The organism is Aliiroseovarius zhejiangensis, from assembly GCF_014656375.1.
In the GTDB taxonomy this organism is placed as follows: domain Bacteria; phylum Pseudomonadota; class Alphaproteobacteria; order Rhodobacterales; family Rhodobacteraceae; genus Aliiroseovarius; species Aliiroseovarius zhejiangensis.
On sequence record NZ_BNCH01000004.1, the window covers coordinates 315,955 to 332,591 of the forward strand.

At 60.0% G+C, this 16,637-nt stretch carries 18 protein-coding genes and 1 tRNA gene; 10 read left to right on the forward strand and 9 right to left on the reverse strand.

Going from position 1 to position 16,637, the window contains the following annotated elements; genetic code table 11:
• Positions 1-198: 198 nt before the first annotated feature.
• The 4 genes from IE188_RS11525 to IE188_RS11540 are packed head-to-tail and all read right to left on the reverse strand — an operon-like array spanning position 199 to position 3,114.
• Positions 199-804, reverse strand: a complete 606-nt coding sequence (locus IE188_RS11525; RefSeq protein ID WP_191286675.1) for a pyridoxamine 5'-phosphate oxidase family protein — start codon at positions 802-804, stop codon at positions 199-201.
• A complete protein-coding gene (locus IE188_RS11530; RefSeq protein WP_191286635.1) occupies positions 804-1,538 on the reverse strand; it encodes a lysophospholipid acyltransferase family protein in 735 nt (244 codons plus the stop codon). Before IE188_RS11530 ends, IE188_RS11525 begins: the two co-directional genes overlap by 1 nt.
• A complete protein-coding gene (locus IE188_RS11535; protein WP_191286636.1) occupies positions 1,538-2,443 on the reverse strand; it encodes a cell division protein FtsX in 906 nt (301 codons plus the stop codon). Before IE188_RS11535 ends, IE188_RS11530 begins: the two co-directional genes overlap by 1 nt.
• Entirely contained in the window at positions 2,440-3,114 is a 675-nt protein-coding gene (locus IE188_RS11540; RefSeq protein ID WP_191286637.1) for a cell division ATP-binding protein FtsE, read from the reverse strand. The genes IE188_RS11535 and IE188_RS11540 overlap by 4 nt, the downstream gene beginning before the upstream one ends.
• A gap of 158 nt (positions 3,115-3,272) precedes the next feature.
• Between IE188_RS11540 and IE188_RS11545 the strand changes: the two genes are divergently transcribed.
• Positions 3,273-4,130, forward strand: a complete 858-nt coding sequence (locus tag IE188_RS11545) for a zinc-ribbon domain-containing protein (protein ID WP_191286638.1) — start codon at positions 3,273-3,275, stop codon at positions 4,128-4,130.
• A 53-nt stretch (positions 4,131-4,183) separates the two neighbouring features.
• Here the strand turns inward: IE188_RS11545 and IE188_RS11550 are convergent, their stop codons facing one another.
• Positions 4,184-5,044 carry a MurR/RpiR family transcriptional regulator gene (locus tag IE188_RS11550; RefSeq protein WP_191286639.1) on the reverse strand — a complete coding sequence of 287 codons (861 nt, stop codon included), beginning with the start codon at positions 5,042-5,044 and terminating at the stop codon, positions 4,184-4,186.
• Positions 5,045-5,161: 117 nt separating this feature from the next.
• On the opposite strand from IE188_RS11550, the gene IE188_RS11555 reads away from it, so the two are divergent.
• The 7 genes from IE188_RS11555 to IE188_RS11585 all read left to right on the forward strand — a co-directional run bounded on the left by IE188_RS11555 (position 5,162) and on the right by IE188_RS11585 (position 12,868).
• Complete coding sequence (locus IE188_RS11555; protein ID WP_191286640.1) at positions 5,162-5,938, forward strand: N-formylglutamate amidohydrolase; 777 nt, start codon at positions 5,162-5,164, stop codon at positions 5,936-5,938.
• Positions 5,935-6,453, forward strand: coding sequence for a TRAP transporter small permease subunit (locus IE188_RS11560; RefSeq protein ID WP_191286641.1), 519 nt, complete (start codon positions 5,935-5,937; stop codon positions 6,451-6,453). The genes IE188_RS11555 and IE188_RS11560 overlap by 4 nt, the downstream gene beginning before the upstream one ends.
• Positions 6,443-7,768, forward strand: a complete 1,326-nt coding sequence (locus tag IE188_RS11565; protein WP_191286642.1) for a TRAP transporter large permease — start codon at positions 6,443-6,445, stop codon at positions 7,766-7,768. Before IE188_RS11560 ends, IE188_RS11565 begins: the two co-directional genes overlap by 11 nt.
• Positions 7,769-7,820: 52 nt before the next feature.
• Entirely contained in the window at positions 7,821-8,855 is a 1,035-nt protein-coding gene (locus IE188_RS11570; protein ID WP_191286643.1) for a TRAP transporter substrate-binding protein, read from the forward strand.
• 64 nt (positions 8,856-8,919) lie between these two features.
• Complete coding sequence (locus IE188_RS11575) at positions 8,920-10,281, forward strand: glutamine synthetase family protein (protein ID WP_191286644.1); 1,362 nt, start codon at positions 8,920-8,922, stop codon at positions 10,279-10,281.
• Between the two features lie 62 nt (positions 10,282-10,343).
• On the forward strand, positions 10,344-11,726 hold the full coding sequence (locus IE188_RS11580) for an aldehyde dehydrogenase family protein (protein WP_191286645.1): 1,383 nt from the start codon (positions 10,344-10,346) through the stop codon (positions 11,724-11,726).
• Complete coding sequence (locus tag IE188_RS11585; RefSeq protein WP_191286646.1) at positions 11,723-12,868, forward strand: iron-containing alcohol dehydrogenase; 1,146 nt, start codon at positions 11,723-11,725, stop codon at positions 12,866-12,868. Before IE188_RS11580 ends, IE188_RS11585 begins: the two co-directional genes overlap by 4 nt.
• Before the next feature lie 71 nt (positions 12,869-12,939).
• Here the strand turns inward: IE188_RS11585 and IE188_RS11590 are convergent, their stop codons facing one another.
• From IE188_RS11590 to IE188_RS11600, 3 genes are all read right to left on the reverse strand, one after another.
• Complete coding sequence (locus tag IE188_RS11590) at positions 12,940-13,353, reverse strand: universal stress protein (RefSeq protein WP_191286647.1); 414 nt, start codon at positions 13,351-13,353, stop codon at positions 12,940-12,942.
• 138 nt (positions 13,354-13,491) lie between these two features.
• On the reverse strand, positions 13,492-14,730 hold the full coding sequence (locus IE188_RS11595; protein ID WP_191286648.1) for an AGE family epimerase/isomerase: 1,239 nt from the start codon (positions 14,728-14,730) through the stop codon (positions 13,492-13,494).
• A 132-nt stretch (positions 14,731-14,862) separates the two neighbouring features.
• Positions 14,863-14,939: transfer RNA gene (locus IE188_RS11600), tRNA-Met, on the reverse strand.
• A gap of 142 nt (positions 14,940-15,081) precedes the next feature.
• On the opposite strand from IE188_RS11600, the gene IE188_RS11605 reads away from it, so the two are divergent.
• Both IE188_RS11605 and IE188_RS11610 read left to right on the forward strand, forming a co-directional pair.
• Positions 15,082-15,594, forward strand: coding sequence for an acyloxyacyl hydrolase (locus IE188_RS11605; RefSeq protein WP_191286649.1), 513 nt, complete (start codon positions 15,082-15,084; stop codon positions 15,592-15,594).
• Between the two features lie 161 nt (positions 15,595-15,755).
• The gene (locus IE188_RS11610; RefSeq protein WP_191286650.1) at positions 15,756-16,385 is read left to right on the forward strand and encodes a hypothetical protein; all 630 of its coding nucleotides are present in this window, start codon (positions 15,756-15,758) and stop codon (positions 16,383-16,385) included.
• Between the two features lie 95 nt (positions 16,386-16,480).
• On the opposite strand, the gene IE188_RS11615 is transcribed toward IE188_RS11610, so the two are convergent.
• The coding region (locus tag IE188_RS11615; protein WP_456057514.1) for an EF-Tu C-terminal domain-related protein at positions 16,481-16,637 on the reverse strand (157 nt) is incomplete at its 5' end.

The following is a 16,637-nucleotide window of genomic DNA, read 5'->3' on the forward strand; positions in this document are numbered from 1 at the left end:
TGCCAGGCTGCACAGGTCTCGGCCCGCGCCGAACCCTGTGCTAGTCGTCATAGACACCGTTGAACAATGATGGTCGGACTGGTGGCAGCGACGAAGAAGTGCCGTAGCGAGAAATCCAGCGACAAGGCCGCGCCAAGTCTGCCCTCCGCCACATCCACAACGCCATCCATGCCGGTCATTTGACGGCCGATCACCAGGTCACCACATCGTCGACTTGGCGCGCGCAGGCCAGTCCCTGTCATAGGCCGCGCCGTCGAATGCGCCCGAAGTCAGGTCGGTCATCATCTGACCGATTGTCGGCAACCCCGCACTGTCATCCCCGCAGGACCACAGGTTTGATCGCACGATCGCGCGCGCGCACTGGGGATAGACCTCGTGAATGCGGATCACGATCACAACGCGGGGCTGCTTGCCGCCCTTGTCGAACCTCGCCCGCAGGTCGGCATCAGTTGTCAGGCGCGCCTGTCCATTCACGCGCATCACGTTCTTTGATCCCGGCACCATGAACATCAGCGACACGCGCGGGTCGCGGACGATGTTGCGAAGGCTGTCGATCCGTTCGTTTCCACGCCAATCCGGCAGGGCGAGCGTCCGCGGATCAAGCACTGTCACCACAGACCCGTCATCCCCGCGCGGGCTGCCATCGGTGCCTTCCGGTCCCACTGTGGTCAACACGCAAAACCGCGAGGCTTCGATCCAGGTCCGATACGCCGATGTCAGGTGATCCGTCACTTTCCGGAGCGCCATCTCGACCGGGGTGCCATACAGCGCTTCAAGCTCTTCAACCGTCTCCAGAAAATCCATCATGCACTCACTTCCATCCCAGCTTCCCGCATCAGCGCATTTGATCCGGTCTCGATCGTGTCTTCGAGCTGTTTCATGAAATCACTCAATTCAAGCCCCGGCTCGATGCGGGGATGGAACTCCACCACAGCAAGGCCGGGATAGCGCATAATGCCGTGGCGCTTCCAGAACACGCCCACATTGGTCGAGGCCGGCACGCAGGGTTGCCCGGTTTCGCGATACAGAACCCCCGTGCCGATCTTGTAGGGCTTGGTCTCGCCCGCCCCGACGCGTGTGCCTTGCGGAAAGATGATCAATTGCCCCGGCAGGGCAGCCCCCGATTTCACGTCCGCCAGCATCTGTTTGATCGCGGCCCCACGTTTGCCCCGGTCAACGGCAACGCAGCCGATACGATAGGCATAGTAGCCGAGGATCGGGGCCCATTTCAGTTGTTTCTTCATGATGAACTTCGGGCGCGGCACGGCCGAGGTGATCATGATGATGTCCAGAAAACTCTGGTGCTTGGAAGCGATCACCACCTCATCCGTCGGCGCCTCGCCACGAATTTCGGTCTGCAAACCCACCATCCAGCCTGCTGTCCAACGGACCCAGCGGCAATAGGTGTGGATCGCCGAAAACGCATAGTCACGCTTCAGGATCGCCAGCGGCGTGAAAAACACGGCCAGCACCGCCATCATCAGATACATCTGCACAATGAACACAAGTGACCGCAGCCATTGGAATGCGTGGCGCATCAGCGTTTCTCCTGCAACACGGTCCGGGCAGTCTGCCGCGTGGCGGCAAATGCCACAAGGGCAGCAAGTGGCGGGATCAGCAACGGCCACAACCACTGCCAGCCTTCAAACCCCAGATCTGTCAGGAAATTTCCCTGCTCGCCCGACGAGGGCATCAGAAACACGGCCAACGCCCCCAGAACCGTCCCGACAGACGCGCCGCCCAGCGCGCGCAGGGTATAGCGACGCACGAATGCATTTGCGATATAGCTGTCCTGCGCCCCCACGAGGCGCAACACGCGGATCACCTGCTCATTGGCAGCCAGCGCCGCCGACGCCGCCAGCGTGATCACCACGCCTGCTAGGGCGCCAATCAGGACGATGGACACAAAGCCCAGCGCGCGCAGGCGCTTGGCGGCCCTGACCAGCGGTTCACGCCAGCGGGTATGATCGTCAAGGATCGCCCCGGGCGCCTCGCCCGCCAATCGGGCGCGCAGCCCTTCAGCATCGAATCCATCGCCCTCTTCGATCACTTCGATCAGCCGGGGAATGGGCAACTGATCCAGTGGCAGATCAGGACCGAACCACGGGGCAAGCAGGGCGCGCTGCTCGTCATCGCTCAGGGGGCGGGCATTCCCGATCCCCGGTGTGGTGGCCAGGATGTCCATCACGGTCAGAACCTGCGCGTCCATCTGGTCAACCGGCGCGTTGATGCGGATGGTCGAGCTTTTGGCCAGCGCCTCGCCCCACCGATCCGCCACCCGGCCCGTCGCGAGCGACAAGGCCAGTGCAAAGACGGCCAGAAACGCCATCGACGCGGCGGCGAACACCGTCAGGCGGGCGGTATAGCCGGTCGGGGGCACAAGCCGGTCCGCCTGTGCGTCCCCGGCAAGAAAACGCAGGAAAGAGCCAAGCCGCGCGTTCATAGATCCGCCCCCGCCTGATGAAGCTGCTTGTTCGATATGCGCAGCACCCGGGCCTGTATCTGCGCCTTGGCAGATCGGATCAGGTTCATGTCGTGGGTGGCAATCAGTACCGTCTTGCCCATCTTGTTCAACTCGACCAGCAGGCGCAGAAGGCGCAGCGACATATCCCAGTCGACGTTTCCGGTGGGCTCATCGGCCAGGATGACATCGGGCGACATCACCACCGCACGGGCCAGCGCCGCCCTTTGCCGTTCACCACCCGACAACTCCGGCGGTTTCGCATCGCGCTGCGGGGTCAATCCGACCCAGGCCAGCAGGTCGTCCAGTTCGGACGGGTGTTCCAAGCTGCGTCCGGACACGGTCAGCGGAAGAGAGACGTTTTCGGCGACGTTCAGATGATCCAGAAACTGGCAATCCTGATGCACCACACCAATCCGCCGTCGCGCCCTGGCAACATCGTCGCGCGACATCTGTTGCGTGTCCTGATCAAACAGCGATACACGCCCCCGTGTGGCGGTCAGTTCGGCATAGCACAGCTTGATCAGAGTCGTTTTCCCGGCCCCTGACGGACCTGTCAGAAAGTGGAACGACCCCGGTGCAAGTTTCATGGAAATGTCGGATAAAAGAGTGCTGCCCCCATATCCGTAGGACACTTGTTCCAGTTCGATCACACGATGCCCTCGCCTCTGTTTGGCGACAGTTTTGCCTCAGCCATGCGTTTGTTTCAATGCACTGCTTGCAATGATTTGATTTTCGCCGGGAAACTGGCATATTTAGGTCGAAGTGGCAGGAAAAACCCGGGTCGAATGCCGGGGATCGAGGAAAGCATATGCGTCTGGTTTGCCCAAGTTGCGGCGCGCAGTACGAAGTTGATGACCGTGTGATGCCCGAAACCGGGCGCGACGTTCAATGTTCAAATTGCGGACATGGTTGGTTTCAATTGCCGCCCAGCGCAGAAAAAGCGGCTGCGGAAAAGGCCAGCGCGCCTTCCCCATTCGACGACATCGACGAACTGGACGACGTGGCGGAAGAAACGCCAACCGCACCAATCAGCGAAGTCGCGAATGCGCGCCCGGCAGACACAGCAGACGCGCCCAAGGACACGCCATCCGAAGGCAGCGTCGCCGATACCCCGCCCGCACGGCAGTTGGACGACGGCGTCCGCTCGATCCTGCAAGAAGAGGCCGAGCGGGAACGCAAAGCCCGCGAAAGTGAACGCGAGGGTCTGGAAACCCAGCCCGATCTAGGGCTGGACGATGCCCCGGCGACCACCTCCGACAACATCGACAAGATGATGGCGGATGAACAAGCAGCGGTCGAGGACGACGTTGCAACCACATCTGACGACATCAAGGCCCGCAACGTCCTTCCCGATATCGAGGAAATCAACTCGACCCTCGATGCCCCCGCGGACGATCCGTCCGAGGTCGCCACAGCCCCCGCGGACAGGGCCGAAGCGGCAAGTGGCGGGTTCCGTCGCGGCTTTATCCTTGTCGTGGCCCTGGCCTGTCTGCTGGCCATCCTTTACATCTTTGCGCCGGTCATCGGGGAGCGTATTCCCGCCATCCGGCCCGCGATGGATCAGTACGTCGCCCTCGCGGACACGGTGCGCATCGGATTGGAAAAACTCATGCGCTCGGCGATCGGCAAGATGCAGGGCCTGATCGACAAACCTGAAGCCAGCTGAGCTGACCACATCGGAAGTGTTGCATTCACGCGGCGCGACAGGTGCCGCCAAGCTCAGTTGCTGCGAAAAATTCGTGATTCCCCGATCATCTCTTCAAGGGCCGTGATCCGGTCCGTGCTGTCGCTGCGGCTTTGGATTTCGGCCACCAATGCCTCGATCAGGAAGTTGATGGCCAGCGTCGAATCCCAGCTTGACGGGACCTCGACCATGCTGCGGAAACAGAAGGTGGCATAGCGTTCGATCGGGGATCCCCACTGATCGGTGAACAACACCACATTTGCCCCCTGGTCGACCACCAGCTTCGCCAGACGCTCCAGTTCCTTTTCATAGCGGCGAATGTCGAACACGATCAGCGTTGCGTTTTCGTCCATATCCAGCAGCGATTGCGGCCAGACGCTGGGCGAAAAATCCAACTGCGCGACACCGGGGCGAATGATCTGAAGGTGGTTGAAGAAATAATGCGCGTTTGACCGGGTGATCCGCCCCCCCAGCAAATAGAGCCGCCGGTTTGGGTCAGACAACAGTGCCGCCGCCTTGTCAAATTCGTCCAGATCCAGCCTTTCAAGGCTGCGGTTGATGTTGCGGGAAACGGCTTCGGCAAAGCGGCTGACGATATGGTCCTTGCCCGCCGACAGTTCCGCGGTTTCCAACTTGGCCAGCGGCTCTTTCATCCGGGCGGCGATTTCTTCGCGGATGGCGTCTTGCAGGTCAGGAAAACCCTGATAGCCCAGCTTCCGCGCCAGCCGGATGATCGTGGGCGTCGACACCTCGGCGCTTTCAGCCAGCTTCGTGATCGACTGCAACCCCGCCACCAAACTGTCATCCAGAAGTGTTGCGGTCAGGCGCCGTTCAGCCGCCGTCAATTCGTCCTGCTTTTCCCGGATCAGATCTTTGACGAGGGGTTTCTTTCCCATTTGTTATCATTCCAATCATAGATCTCGGCGCTGTAGCAATAACTACAGAATACATCTTGACACAAGCAGACTCGGTGTAGTGATAATTACATAACGGCAAACAGGGGGGCAAGGAGAATGCTCGGAACAGCTTGGCCGGCGGCCGCGCTGATCGGTGCTGCGGGCATGGCGCCCATAGTTCTGGTCTGCGAGCACGCATCCCATTTCATTCCGCCCGAATACGGCGCGCTCGGGCTGGAGGGCGATGCTCTGCTGTCACACGCCGCCTGGGATATCGGGGCGCTGGACGTGGCCAAGTGCCTGAGCACCCGGCTGGATGCCCCCCTTGTCGCCGGTCAGGTCTCGCGCCTGGTTTACGACTGCAATCGACCGTTGGAAGCCCCCGATTGCATCCCCGCTCGAAGCGAATTGATCGACATTCCGGGAAATGCCGGCCTTAGCGATACCCAAAAGCAGCAACGTTTCGACACCGTCCACACCCCGTTTCATGCGGTGGCCGATCAGGCGATCGACCGACAGCTTGCGCGATCCGATGCACCGTTCCTGCTGGTCACGGTGCACAGTTTCACCCCCGTTTATCATGGGCAACGCAGGACGCTGGACATCGGCTATCTGCACGACAGGAACAGCCGCGCAGCCGAAGCGGCTCTGAAAATCGAACAAGAACTCGGCGTCTTTCAGACCGCGATCAACGAACCCTATGCGGCGCGCGACGGCGTGACCTATTCGCTGGCCAAACATGCCGAATCGCGTGGGCTGGACAATGTCATGATCGAAATCCGCAACGATTTGATTGACACACCTGCAACCGCCGAAACCATGGCTGATCATCTCGCCAAGACGCTGAAACAGGTCATGGAAAACCTCACCTCATCGGAAGCTGTCAAAACATGACTGCACTTCGCAAATTCATCAGCTTTGTTGACCAGATCAACTATCGTATCGGACGGGTGACCATGTATGGCATCTTCGTCATGATGGCGATCCTGCTGTGGTCCTCGATCTCGAAGACCTTTTTCAACCCGTCGCTCTGGACACTGGAAATGGCGCAGTTTGCGATGGTCGCCTATTACATTCTGGGCGGACCATACTCGATCCAGATGGGGTCGAACGTGCGGATGGACCTTCTGTATGGCGGCTGGAGCACACGACGAAAGGCCGCGGTGGATTGCGTCACGGTCCTGTTCCTGATCTTCTATCTGGCGATCCTGTTATGGGGCGGGATCGACAGCACCGCCTATTCTTTCAAATACGGAGGCGAACGCAGCCCGACCGCGTGGCGCCCGTATCTCTGGCCCATCAAGGTGATCATGTGCATCGGCATCACGCTGATGCTGCTGCAAGCAATATCCGAACTGTTCAAAGACATTCTGCGCCTGCGCGGCGAGGAGATCGACAATGTCGTATGAGATGATTGCGATCTTCATGTTCGCAACCATGATGGCGATGCTTCTGACCGGGCAGCGCGTGTTTGGTGCCATCGGCTTTGTTGCCGTGATTGCGGCGCTGGTGCTCTGGGGCGACCGGGGCGGGTATGACATCGCGTTTTCGTCCGCGATGAAGCTGATGAAATGGTATCCGCTTCTGACCCTTCCGATGTTCATCTTCATGGGCTATGTGCTGTCGGAATCAAAGATCGCCGATGACCTTTACAAAATGTTCCATGTCTGGATGGGCGGGCTGAAAGGCGGGCTGGCGATCGGCACGATTGGCCTGATGGTGCTGATCTCGGCGATGAACGGGCTGAGCGTCGCGGGCATGGCCATCGGCGCGACGATTGCCCTGCCCGAGCTACTGAAACGGAACTATGACAAGCGAATGGTGACGGGGGTCATTCAGGCCGGATCATCGCTGGGCATTCTGGTGCCGCCATCGGTGGTGCTGGTGCTCTATGCGATGATCGCCCGCCAGCCTGTTGGGCAATTGTGGCTGGCCGGTGTCGTTCCGGGCCTGATGATGGCCGCGATGTTCATCATCTACATCGCCGTGCGTTGCCACCTGAACCCGACCCTTGGCCCTGCCCTACCGAAAGAGGACCGCGACATTCCGATGTCCGAGAAACTGGCGCTTCTGCGCGCCGGGATGCTGCCGCTTGTGATCTTTGCCGCGATGATGGTGCCTTTTGTCAACGGCTGGACCTCGCTTGTCGAAAGCTCGGCCATTGGTGCGCTGACGGCCTTTCTGGCGGCGGTCGTGAAGGGACGGATGACCCGCGAGGTATTTGAAACCTCGGTCCGCATGACCCTGGGTATCAGTTGCATGTTCATGTGGATCATCCTGGCCGCGCTGGCCTTTGGTGCAGTTTTCGACGGGCTGGGCGCCGTGAAAGCGATCGAAACCCTATTCACCGAACGGCTGGGCCTGAACCCGTGGGTCATCCTGATCCTGATGCAGCTGAGCTTCATCCTGATGGGCACGTTTCTGGACGATACCGCGATGCTGGTCATCGTGGCGCCCCTTTATGTGCCGCTGGTCGCCGCGTTGGGTTTCGACCTGATCTGGTATGGTGTGCTTTATACGATCACGACTCAGATTGCCTATATGACGCCGCCCTTCGGCTATAACCTGTTTTTGATGCGTGCCATGGCACCGCCGGAAATCACGCTGCGCGATATCTACGGCTCGATCCTGCCGTTCGTGCTGGTGATGGTGCTGGCGCTGACGCTGGTCATCCTGTTCCCCGACATCGCGCTGTGGCTGCCGGGGTGGGTTTATGGAAACTAGAGGAAAGAGCCTGACGAAACAGGCCGCAACATTGCAACAAGGAGAGAAAGAAATGACGACAAGACGTAAGTTTATCGCCGGAGCCGGTGCAGGTGCGCTGGCCGCCCCGCTGGCGACCCCCGCATTGGCGCAATCCACGATCAAGTGGCGGATGCAGACCTATGCCGGCCCTGCACTGGCCGAACACGTGGTCAAACCCGCCATCGACATGTTCAACCAGATCGCGGGCGACAAGATGCAGATCGAGCTGTTCTTTGCCGACCAGCTTGTGCCCACGGGCGAACTGTTTCAGGCCATGCAGCGCGGCACGATCGACGCGGTGCAATCTGACGATGACTCGATGGCCTCGCCCACAGAAGTGACCGTGTTCGGCGGCTATTTCCCGTTTGCCTCGCGCTATTCATTGGACGTGCCGGTTCTGTTCAACCAATACGGCCTGAACGAGATCTGGGACGCAGAATACTCCGCAGTCGGGGTGAAACATATCAGCGCGGGCGCATGGGATCCGTGCCACTTTGCCACCAAGGACCCGATCAACTCGCTTGAGGATCTGAAGGGCAAACGCGTTTTCACCTTCCCGACCGCTGGTCGGTTCCTGGCACAGTTCGGTGTCGTGCCCGTGACGCTGCCGTGGGAGGACATTGAAGTCGCCGTTCAAACCGGCGAGCTGGATGGCATCGCCTGGTCCGGCATCACCGAGGACTACACCGTCGGTTGGGCGGATGTGACCAACTATTTCCTGACCAACAATATCTCCGGTGCCTGGGCCGGGTCGTTCTTTGCGAACATGGATCGCTGGAACGAATTGCCGGACGATCTGAAAACCCTGTTCCGGGTCTGCTGTGACCAATCACACTATTATCGCCAGTGGTGGTATTGGGGCGGCGAAGCCAGCCTGCGGGTGAACGGGCCGAAGATGGAACTGACCACCATCCCCGACGCCGAATGGGCACAGGTCGAAGAGGCCGCAGTGAAGTTCTGGGACGAGATTGCCGCGGAAAGCGAAACCAAAGCGAAGGTCGTGGACATTATCAAGAAATACAACGCAGATATGCAGAAGGCTGGCCGTCCGTATCGCTACGGATAAGCGCTGCATTAGCATTTTGCCGGGCGGCTCGCCGCCCGGTACCGCTTCAAAAGGTTTATGAAAAATGTCGTCCACACTTTCGTTTGATGATCTGAAATCTCGTGTTGCCACCGGCGAGGTCGACACCGTTCTGGTGTGCTTTGTCGATATGCAGGGCCGGCTGATGGGCAAACGATTTCACGCAGGCCACTTTGTTGCAGGCGCATGGGAGGAAACCCATTGCTGCAACTACCTTCTGGCTACGGATCTGGAGATGGGAACGCCGGATGGCTATGCCTCGACCAGTTGGGAACGCGGCTATGGCGACTATGTCATGAAACCCGATCTGGACACGCTGCGCCCGGTGCCGTGGCTTGAGGGCACGGTGATGGTGCTGTGCGACGTTCTGGATCACCACACACACGAAGACGTGCCCCATTCTCCGCGCGCCATCCTGAAACGTCAGGTCGCGCGTCTGACCGAGATGGGCTTTGACGCGATGTGCGCCACTGAACTGGAGTTTTTCCTGTTCGAGAAGAGCTTTGACGAAATCCGCAAAGAGGGGTTCCGCAACCTCGCCCCGATCTCGGGTTACAACGAAGATTACCACATCCTGCAAACCACCAAGGAAGAACACGTGATGCGGCCGATCCGCAATCACCTGTGGAACGCCGGGCTGCCGATCGAGAACTCGAAAGGCGAGGCCGAGTGCGGGCAGGAAGAGTTGAACATCAAATACGCGCCTGCGATGGACACGGCGGCGTATCACACGATTGCCAAACACGCGGTGAAGGAAATCGCATGGCAACAGGGCCACGCCGCCAGTTTCCTGCCGAAATGGCATCACGAAAAGGTGGGCTCTTCCAGCCATGTGCACATGTCATTGTGGACAGATGGCCAGCCCGCCTTTGCCGATCCGGACGACACGCTGGGCATGTCGGCGCTGATGAAGAACTACATGGCCGGGCTTTTGAAATACGCGCCGGACTACACTTACTTCATGGCGCCATACATCAACAGCTACAAGCGGTTCATGAAGGGCACCTTTGCGCCAACGCGGATCATATGGTCGGTGGACAACCGCACCGCGGGCTTCCGGCTGTGTGGCGAGGGCACCAAGGCGGTGCGTGTGGAATGCCGCATCCCCGGGTCTGACATGAACCCCTATCTGGCCATCGCCGGGATGTTGGCCGCTGCCATTGCGGGGATCGAGGAAGGGCTGGAGCTTCAGGCGCCGACCGTCGGCGATGTCTATCAGGGCGACAGTGGCATGATCCCGGGCAATCTTCAGGCTGCGCGCGACTCGTTGTACGGGTCAGCCATGCTGAGGTCGGCGATGGGGGATGACGTCGTGGATCATTATGCCCGCGCCGCCGAGGTCGAGATCGAAGAGTTTGAACGCGTGGTGACCGATTGGGAGATCGCGCGTGGGTTTGAGAGGGCGTAAGCAAGGATTTCTTGCCTCCGGCGGGGATATTTTCGGCCAGAAGAAACATGAAGGATTGGCGCATGGGCCAGGAATTGAAATGTGTGTCACCGATTGATGGATCGGTTTTTGCAACGCGCGAGACATTGTCTCGCGACGATGCGTTTGCTGCCGCCAAACGCGCGCGTGAGGCACAGGTCGCGTGGGCGGCACGACCGCTTCAGGAGCGGATCGACCTTGTGATGGCAGGGGTTGCCGCGGTGGGCGCAATGAATGACGAAATCGTGCCGGAACTGGCCCATATGATGGGGCGGCCTGTGCGCTATGGCGGTGAGTTCGGCGGGTTCAACGAGCGTGCCAGCCATATGGCCGACATCGCGGCCGAGGCTTTGGCCGACATCGAGGTCGGCGAGGATGCGTCGTTCAAACGCTATATCAAGCGGGTGCCGCATGGCGTGGTGTTCGTGGTGGCACCGTGGAACTATCCCTACATGACCGCGATCAATACGGTGGCGCCCGCGCTGATCGCGGGCAACAGCGTCGTTTTGAAACACGCGACCCAGACGCTTTTGGTCGGCGAGCGGATGGCAGCGGCGTTTCATTCCGCCGGAATACCGGAGGACGTGTTCCAGAACGTCTTCCTGTCGCATGACGTGACCAACGACCTGATCGCAGGAAATGCGTTCGACTTCGTGAATTTCACAGGCTCGGTCGGTGGCGGACAGGCGATGGAGCGCGCCGCGGCTGGCACCTTCACTGGTGTCGGCACCGAACTGGGCGGCAAGGACCCCGGCTATGTGATGGACGACGCCGATCTGGACGCAGCGGTGGACACCCTGATCGACGGGGCGATGTTCAATGCCGGGCAATGCTGCTGCGGGATTGAGCGGATCTATGTTCACGAAAGCCTGTTTGACGCGTTTGTCGCCAAGGCAGTCGAGATCGTGAAGGGCTACAAGCTGGGCAACCCGCTGGACCCGGACACCACGCTTGGCCCGATGGCCAATGTTCGCTTTGCCGCCGAGGTGCGCGCCCAGATCGACGAGGCGCTGGCGGATGGGGCAACCGCCCATATCGACACTTTCCCCGAAGATGATGGCGGCGCCTATCTGACGCCGCAGATCCTGACCAATGTCACCCATGACATGCGGGTGATGCGGGACGAAAGCTTCGGCCCCGTTGTCGGGATCATGCCCGTCAAGGACGATGCCGAAGCGATCCGCCTGATGAATGACAGCGAGTTTGGTTTGACCGCGTCACTGTGGACGCGCGACCTTGAACGTGCGCAAGCCGTCGGTGATCAGGTCGAGACCGGCACGGTCTTCATGAACCGCGCCGATTATCTTGACCCGGGCCTGTGCTGGACGGGCTGCAAGAATACCGGGCGCGGTGGGGGGTTGTCGGTGATCGGCTATCAGAACCTGACCCGCCCCAAATCCTATCATCTGAAAAAGGTAACATCATGAGCCTTCAAGGTAACTGGTCTTATCCGACCGCGATCAAGTTTGGCGCAGGCCGTATCAAGGAACTTCCCGAAGCCTGTGCGCAGGCGGGCATCAAACGCCCTCTTCTGGTGACAGACAAGGGATTGGCCGACCTGCCGATCACCCGCGACACGCTGGACATCCTGGATGCGGCCGGGTTGGGTCAGTGTCTGTTCTCGGACGTGGATCCGAACCCGAACGAGGTGAACCTTACCGCCGGCGTTGAAGCCTACAAGGCGGGCGGACATGATGGTGTGATCGCGTTTGGCGGCGGGTCTGGGCTGGATCTGGGCAAGATGGTGGCCTTCATGGCCGGGCAAACCCGTCCGGTCTGGGATTTCGAAGACATCGGCGATTGGTGGACGCGGGCCGATGCCGATGCCATTGCACCCATCGTCGCCGTGCCAACGACTGCTGGCACCGGGTCCGAGGTGGGGCGCGCCAGCATCATCACCAATTCGCAAACACACGAAAAGAAGATCATCTTCCATCCGAAAGTCCTGCCCAGCGTCGTCATTTGCGACCCCGAACTGACCGTCGGAATGCCGAAATTCATCACCGCGGGCACCGGGCTGGATGCGTTCGCCCATTGCGTCGAGGCCTATTCAAGCCCGCATTACCACCCGATGAGCCAGGGCATCGCGCTTGAGGGGATGAAGCTGGTGATCGACAACCTGCCCCGCGCTTATGCCGATGGCAGCGACATTGATGCGCGCGCCAACATGATGAGTGCGGCGGCGATGGGCGCGACGGCCTTTCAGAAAGGGTTGGGCGCGATCCATGCATTAAGCCACCCGATCGGCGCCATGTATCACACCCATCACGGCACCACGAACGCGATCTGTATGCCCGCCGTGCTGCGGCTCAACGCGCCCGCGATCAAGGATCGTTTCGATCTGGCCGCAGGATACCTTGGCATCAAGGATGGTTTCGAAGGGTTCCAGAGCTTCGTGCAGGAGTTCAATGACAGCCTTGGCATTCCGAAACGCATCAGCGATCTGGGGGTGAGCGATCCGGATATCGACAGTTTGGTCAAGGGCGCGCTGATCGACCCGTCATGTGCGGGCAACCCCATCGAACTGACCAAAGACAACCTGACCAAGCTGTTCCACGAGGTTCTGTAGCCTGTGCTGCAAAGACAGCGACCCGCACCATTTCGTGCGGGTCCTATCGTGGGGCACAAGCGCCAGGTGGATCAATCGCGCGAACGCTGGACGTGCACCGCACAGAGGCAATGGCGCACGACACGCGCCGCGGTCGAGCCGAGGAAGAAATCGCTCAGCCCCGGTTTGTGCGACCCGATCACGACGCAGTCGATGTCATGTTCACGCGCGTATTCCACGATGGTCTGCGCGGTGTGTCCTTTCAGAAGGACAGGTGTCACCCCTTTCAGGCCCTCGGTCTTTTTCTCAAGCGCGTTGCGGGCGTGTTCAAAGCCTGCGCGCACGATGTCCTCGTTCAGATAGGCGCTGACTGACCCTTGCGGCACTTCGTGCACATGGAGGGCAGTGATTGACCCGCCTTCGCCCAACAGGCTGCGCGCGATTTCCAGTGTTTCGGACGAGATGCCATGATCCAACGCCATCGGGACAAGAATTTTCTTATACATAAGAACCTCATTCAGTGGTGTTTTGCCGTCAGTATAGCGAATCAATCTCGTCCGCCCCAACTGTACAGGTTGCGGCGTTCCTGCGCCCTTCAAGCTCTTCACGCATTGATGCACATCATGCCCGCCCGCTTTTGGGTACTATCGGGTCAGAACGCCATCAAGGTCCGTCGCCATGCGCGACAACCGAGGCGTCAGGGGATAAAGGCAGGCTTGCACCGCATGGTAGATGTCGGGTTTGCCAGAAAATTGGGTGGCGGTCGGTTGCCCCTTTTCATCAACCTCGGGATACCATCCGCCGCGCTGATGGTCGATGAAACTGGTGTCCGCAAAGCGCCACAGGCGAGAGTACCATTCGCTTTGCTCCTCGGTCCCGCCCAGCTTCAGAAAGCTGGCAAGCACACCGATGGCTTCGGTGACAGGCCACCAGTATCGGTCCCGGATCGCGGGTGCGCCGTCAAAACCCAGCGTGTAATATACGCCGCCCCTGTCGGCATCCCATCCGTCCATCAACGCACGTTCGGTCAGCGCCCAGGCCGCGTCGCGCGATCCGTCATCGGGACGTCCGCGCAGATCCCAGTATTGCAAAAGCAGCCGGGCAAGTTCGAAAGAATGGCCCGGTGTCGTGCCCGCCGGACGAAACATCGGGTTGCCGCTATAGGTCCGGTCCACCTGCCAGTCCGCGGTATAGTGTTCTGGCAGCCGCCACCCCTCGGACGGAGCAATCCTGCCGATAAAGAACGCCAGAATGCGCCCGGCCTTCGCAAGATACTGATCCCGCCCGGTGGCTTCATATGCGGTCAGCAATGCCTCGACAGCATGCATGTTGGCGTTCATCCCGCGATAGGTTGAAAAGGGCGACCAGTCGCGGTTCCATTCGTCCGCGAACAGGCCGGCATCGTCCTCCCAAAACCGGCGCTCCAACGTTTCGGTCACATCGTGGATCAGGCGATCAGCATCAGGATGCCCGGCCAGCTTGGCGCTGGCCCCGGCAAGCAGCACGAAAACATGCCCATAGGCCAGCTTGCGCATATCATGCGCCTTGCCGCCCTTCACGGCCCAAAGATAGCCACCATGGTCAGGGTCGCGATGATGGTGCCAAAGATAGTCCATCCCGGCCTCAATCACCGCCTCGCATCCCGCCGCCCCGGCCAGTTTTCCCAGCGCATAGCTGTGCGTCAGACGTGTGGTCGTGTGCAGTTCCTGCACATTGCTGCCCAGTGGGGTGCCATCATGCCCCAACACATAAAACCCACCCTCAGGCCGCAAGCTGGCTTTGAAGAACAAGAACTGACGCCGCGCATCTTCAATCAGAAGGTCGCGATGCTCTGGCGTGCCGAAGCGGTGCTGCAGGGCGGAAGGGGGGATATCTGATCTCATACGCAACCTCGGTAAGTTGCCGCGCTGCGCATGTCCAGCCAAACTCTGCCTTTGATCCGCGCTGCCTGAAAGTGGCAACCGGGAAAAAGCAAACCCCCCGCGGCGGAGCCTGCGGGGGTTTTGCTTTTTGATTGGTTGCGGGAGCAGGATTTGAACCTGCGACCTTCAGGTTATGAGCCTGACGAGCTACCGGGCTGCTCCATCCCGCGCCAATGCGGTGTATATAGGCCGGTGATTTCAGGACTACAAGCGCATTCGGCAAAAAAACCCGAACAAATGCGGTCGCACCGTCACCTGCGTGACATCGACGCTGCAAAAGGGTAACTGTCTGAGAACACGAAAGGAAGTATCATGGACGGCACGCTCGCGGTCTTGTTTCTGCTGACCGGGCTGATTGATATGTGGGTCAATCACTGCCACACCGGCTGCATGAAACCCGCAGCCACCGTGGCGCGTCACGTCATATCGGCGGGTGACCTGATTTTTGAAGCCGATTCCATTGGAGCCGAGGTCTATTATCGTCACGACCTTCCCGTTAGCATTGGCCCGTTCCAACCGACAATCGGCATGTCCGTGGATACGCTGGGCGATGTCTGGGTCGGGTTGGGCGCGGTGAACGCGTTTCATCTTTGGGGCGGACGGTCCTTTGCTCAACTGTCGTTCATGCCCGGCCTGTGGCTGCGCGGTGATGGCCCCGTCATGGGCCACCCGGTCGAGTTCCGGTCGGGTGTCGACGCGGGATATGAGCGGCCGGACGGTCTGCGATATAGCGTTTCGCTGGATCATCGCTCGAACGGCGACATTGTGCCCGTCAATCCGGGGTTGGAGACATTGCAACTGCGCTTTTCCCTCCCGTCCAACTAAATCCGCTCGCGCGAGCCGGAGTTTCCGATTGTCGTGGTGTTCCTCTCACTTGCCGGCGTTCAGGATTTGCCCAAACCCCGCAAGGGGCGCATAGTTGAGGGGTGAAAACCCTGTGCGCCCTGTTCCTTTCCGGCCTCATCACGCTCGTCCAAAGTTTGCCCTTGGACGCAGCCGATTATGATGCGCTGCTGACCACCCCGAAAATGGACCCCTGTCACCTGTTCACTGCCGATGCGGACACGGTGGTGCTGTATCTTGACATGGGCGCCGAAGGCGAGGTGCAGCTGGCCCTGCCGCGTACCTATCTGGAAGATCGCGCCGATCAGCAAAGCGGGCTGCGGCACGGGTCGCTTCTTTTGCGCATGATGCTGGAAAGCTTCCTGCCAGTCAGCCGGGCACAGGCGCTGCGGCTGTCCGCCACCCGGCAAGACCGAACCCTGCAGGGCGCCTTTGTCACCATGCTGATCAGCGACCTTCCGAACCTCGAAGCAAGGATGGGTGAACTGACCCGGACACCGATGGACCCTGCCCCGAATGAGGTTGACCTGATCCCCCTTTCTACGACCGATCCGGCACGCCGTATGGCCTTTGCCGCCCTGCGCCCCGATGGCACCTTGCGCGCCGTCATAGAATGTGCAGCCTCTGAAACCGCACAACGGCAAGCCTGCACGCACCAACTGCGCAGCAGCGGTGTGGACGTGGTGCTGGATTACAAAGCCGACCTGTTGCCAGGATGGAAAGACATCCAATCACGGGCAGAGCGGTTTCTGAAATGCGCGGCGGATGGCTGAGAGGGCTTGAAACCGATCAGGGCAGCAGGACGTAAGTTCATACAAAAAAGGGCGTCCCGAGGGACGCCCTTTCCGGTCAAGAACGTGAGGCGTTCTTACTCGATGATTTTCGACACAACGCCCGAACCGACGGTGCGGCCGCCTTCGCGGATGGCGAAGCGCAGTTTTTCTTCCATCGCAATCGGGGCGATCAGTTCGACGTTGAACTTCAGGTTGTCGCCCGGCATCACCATCTCGGTGCCCGACGGCAGT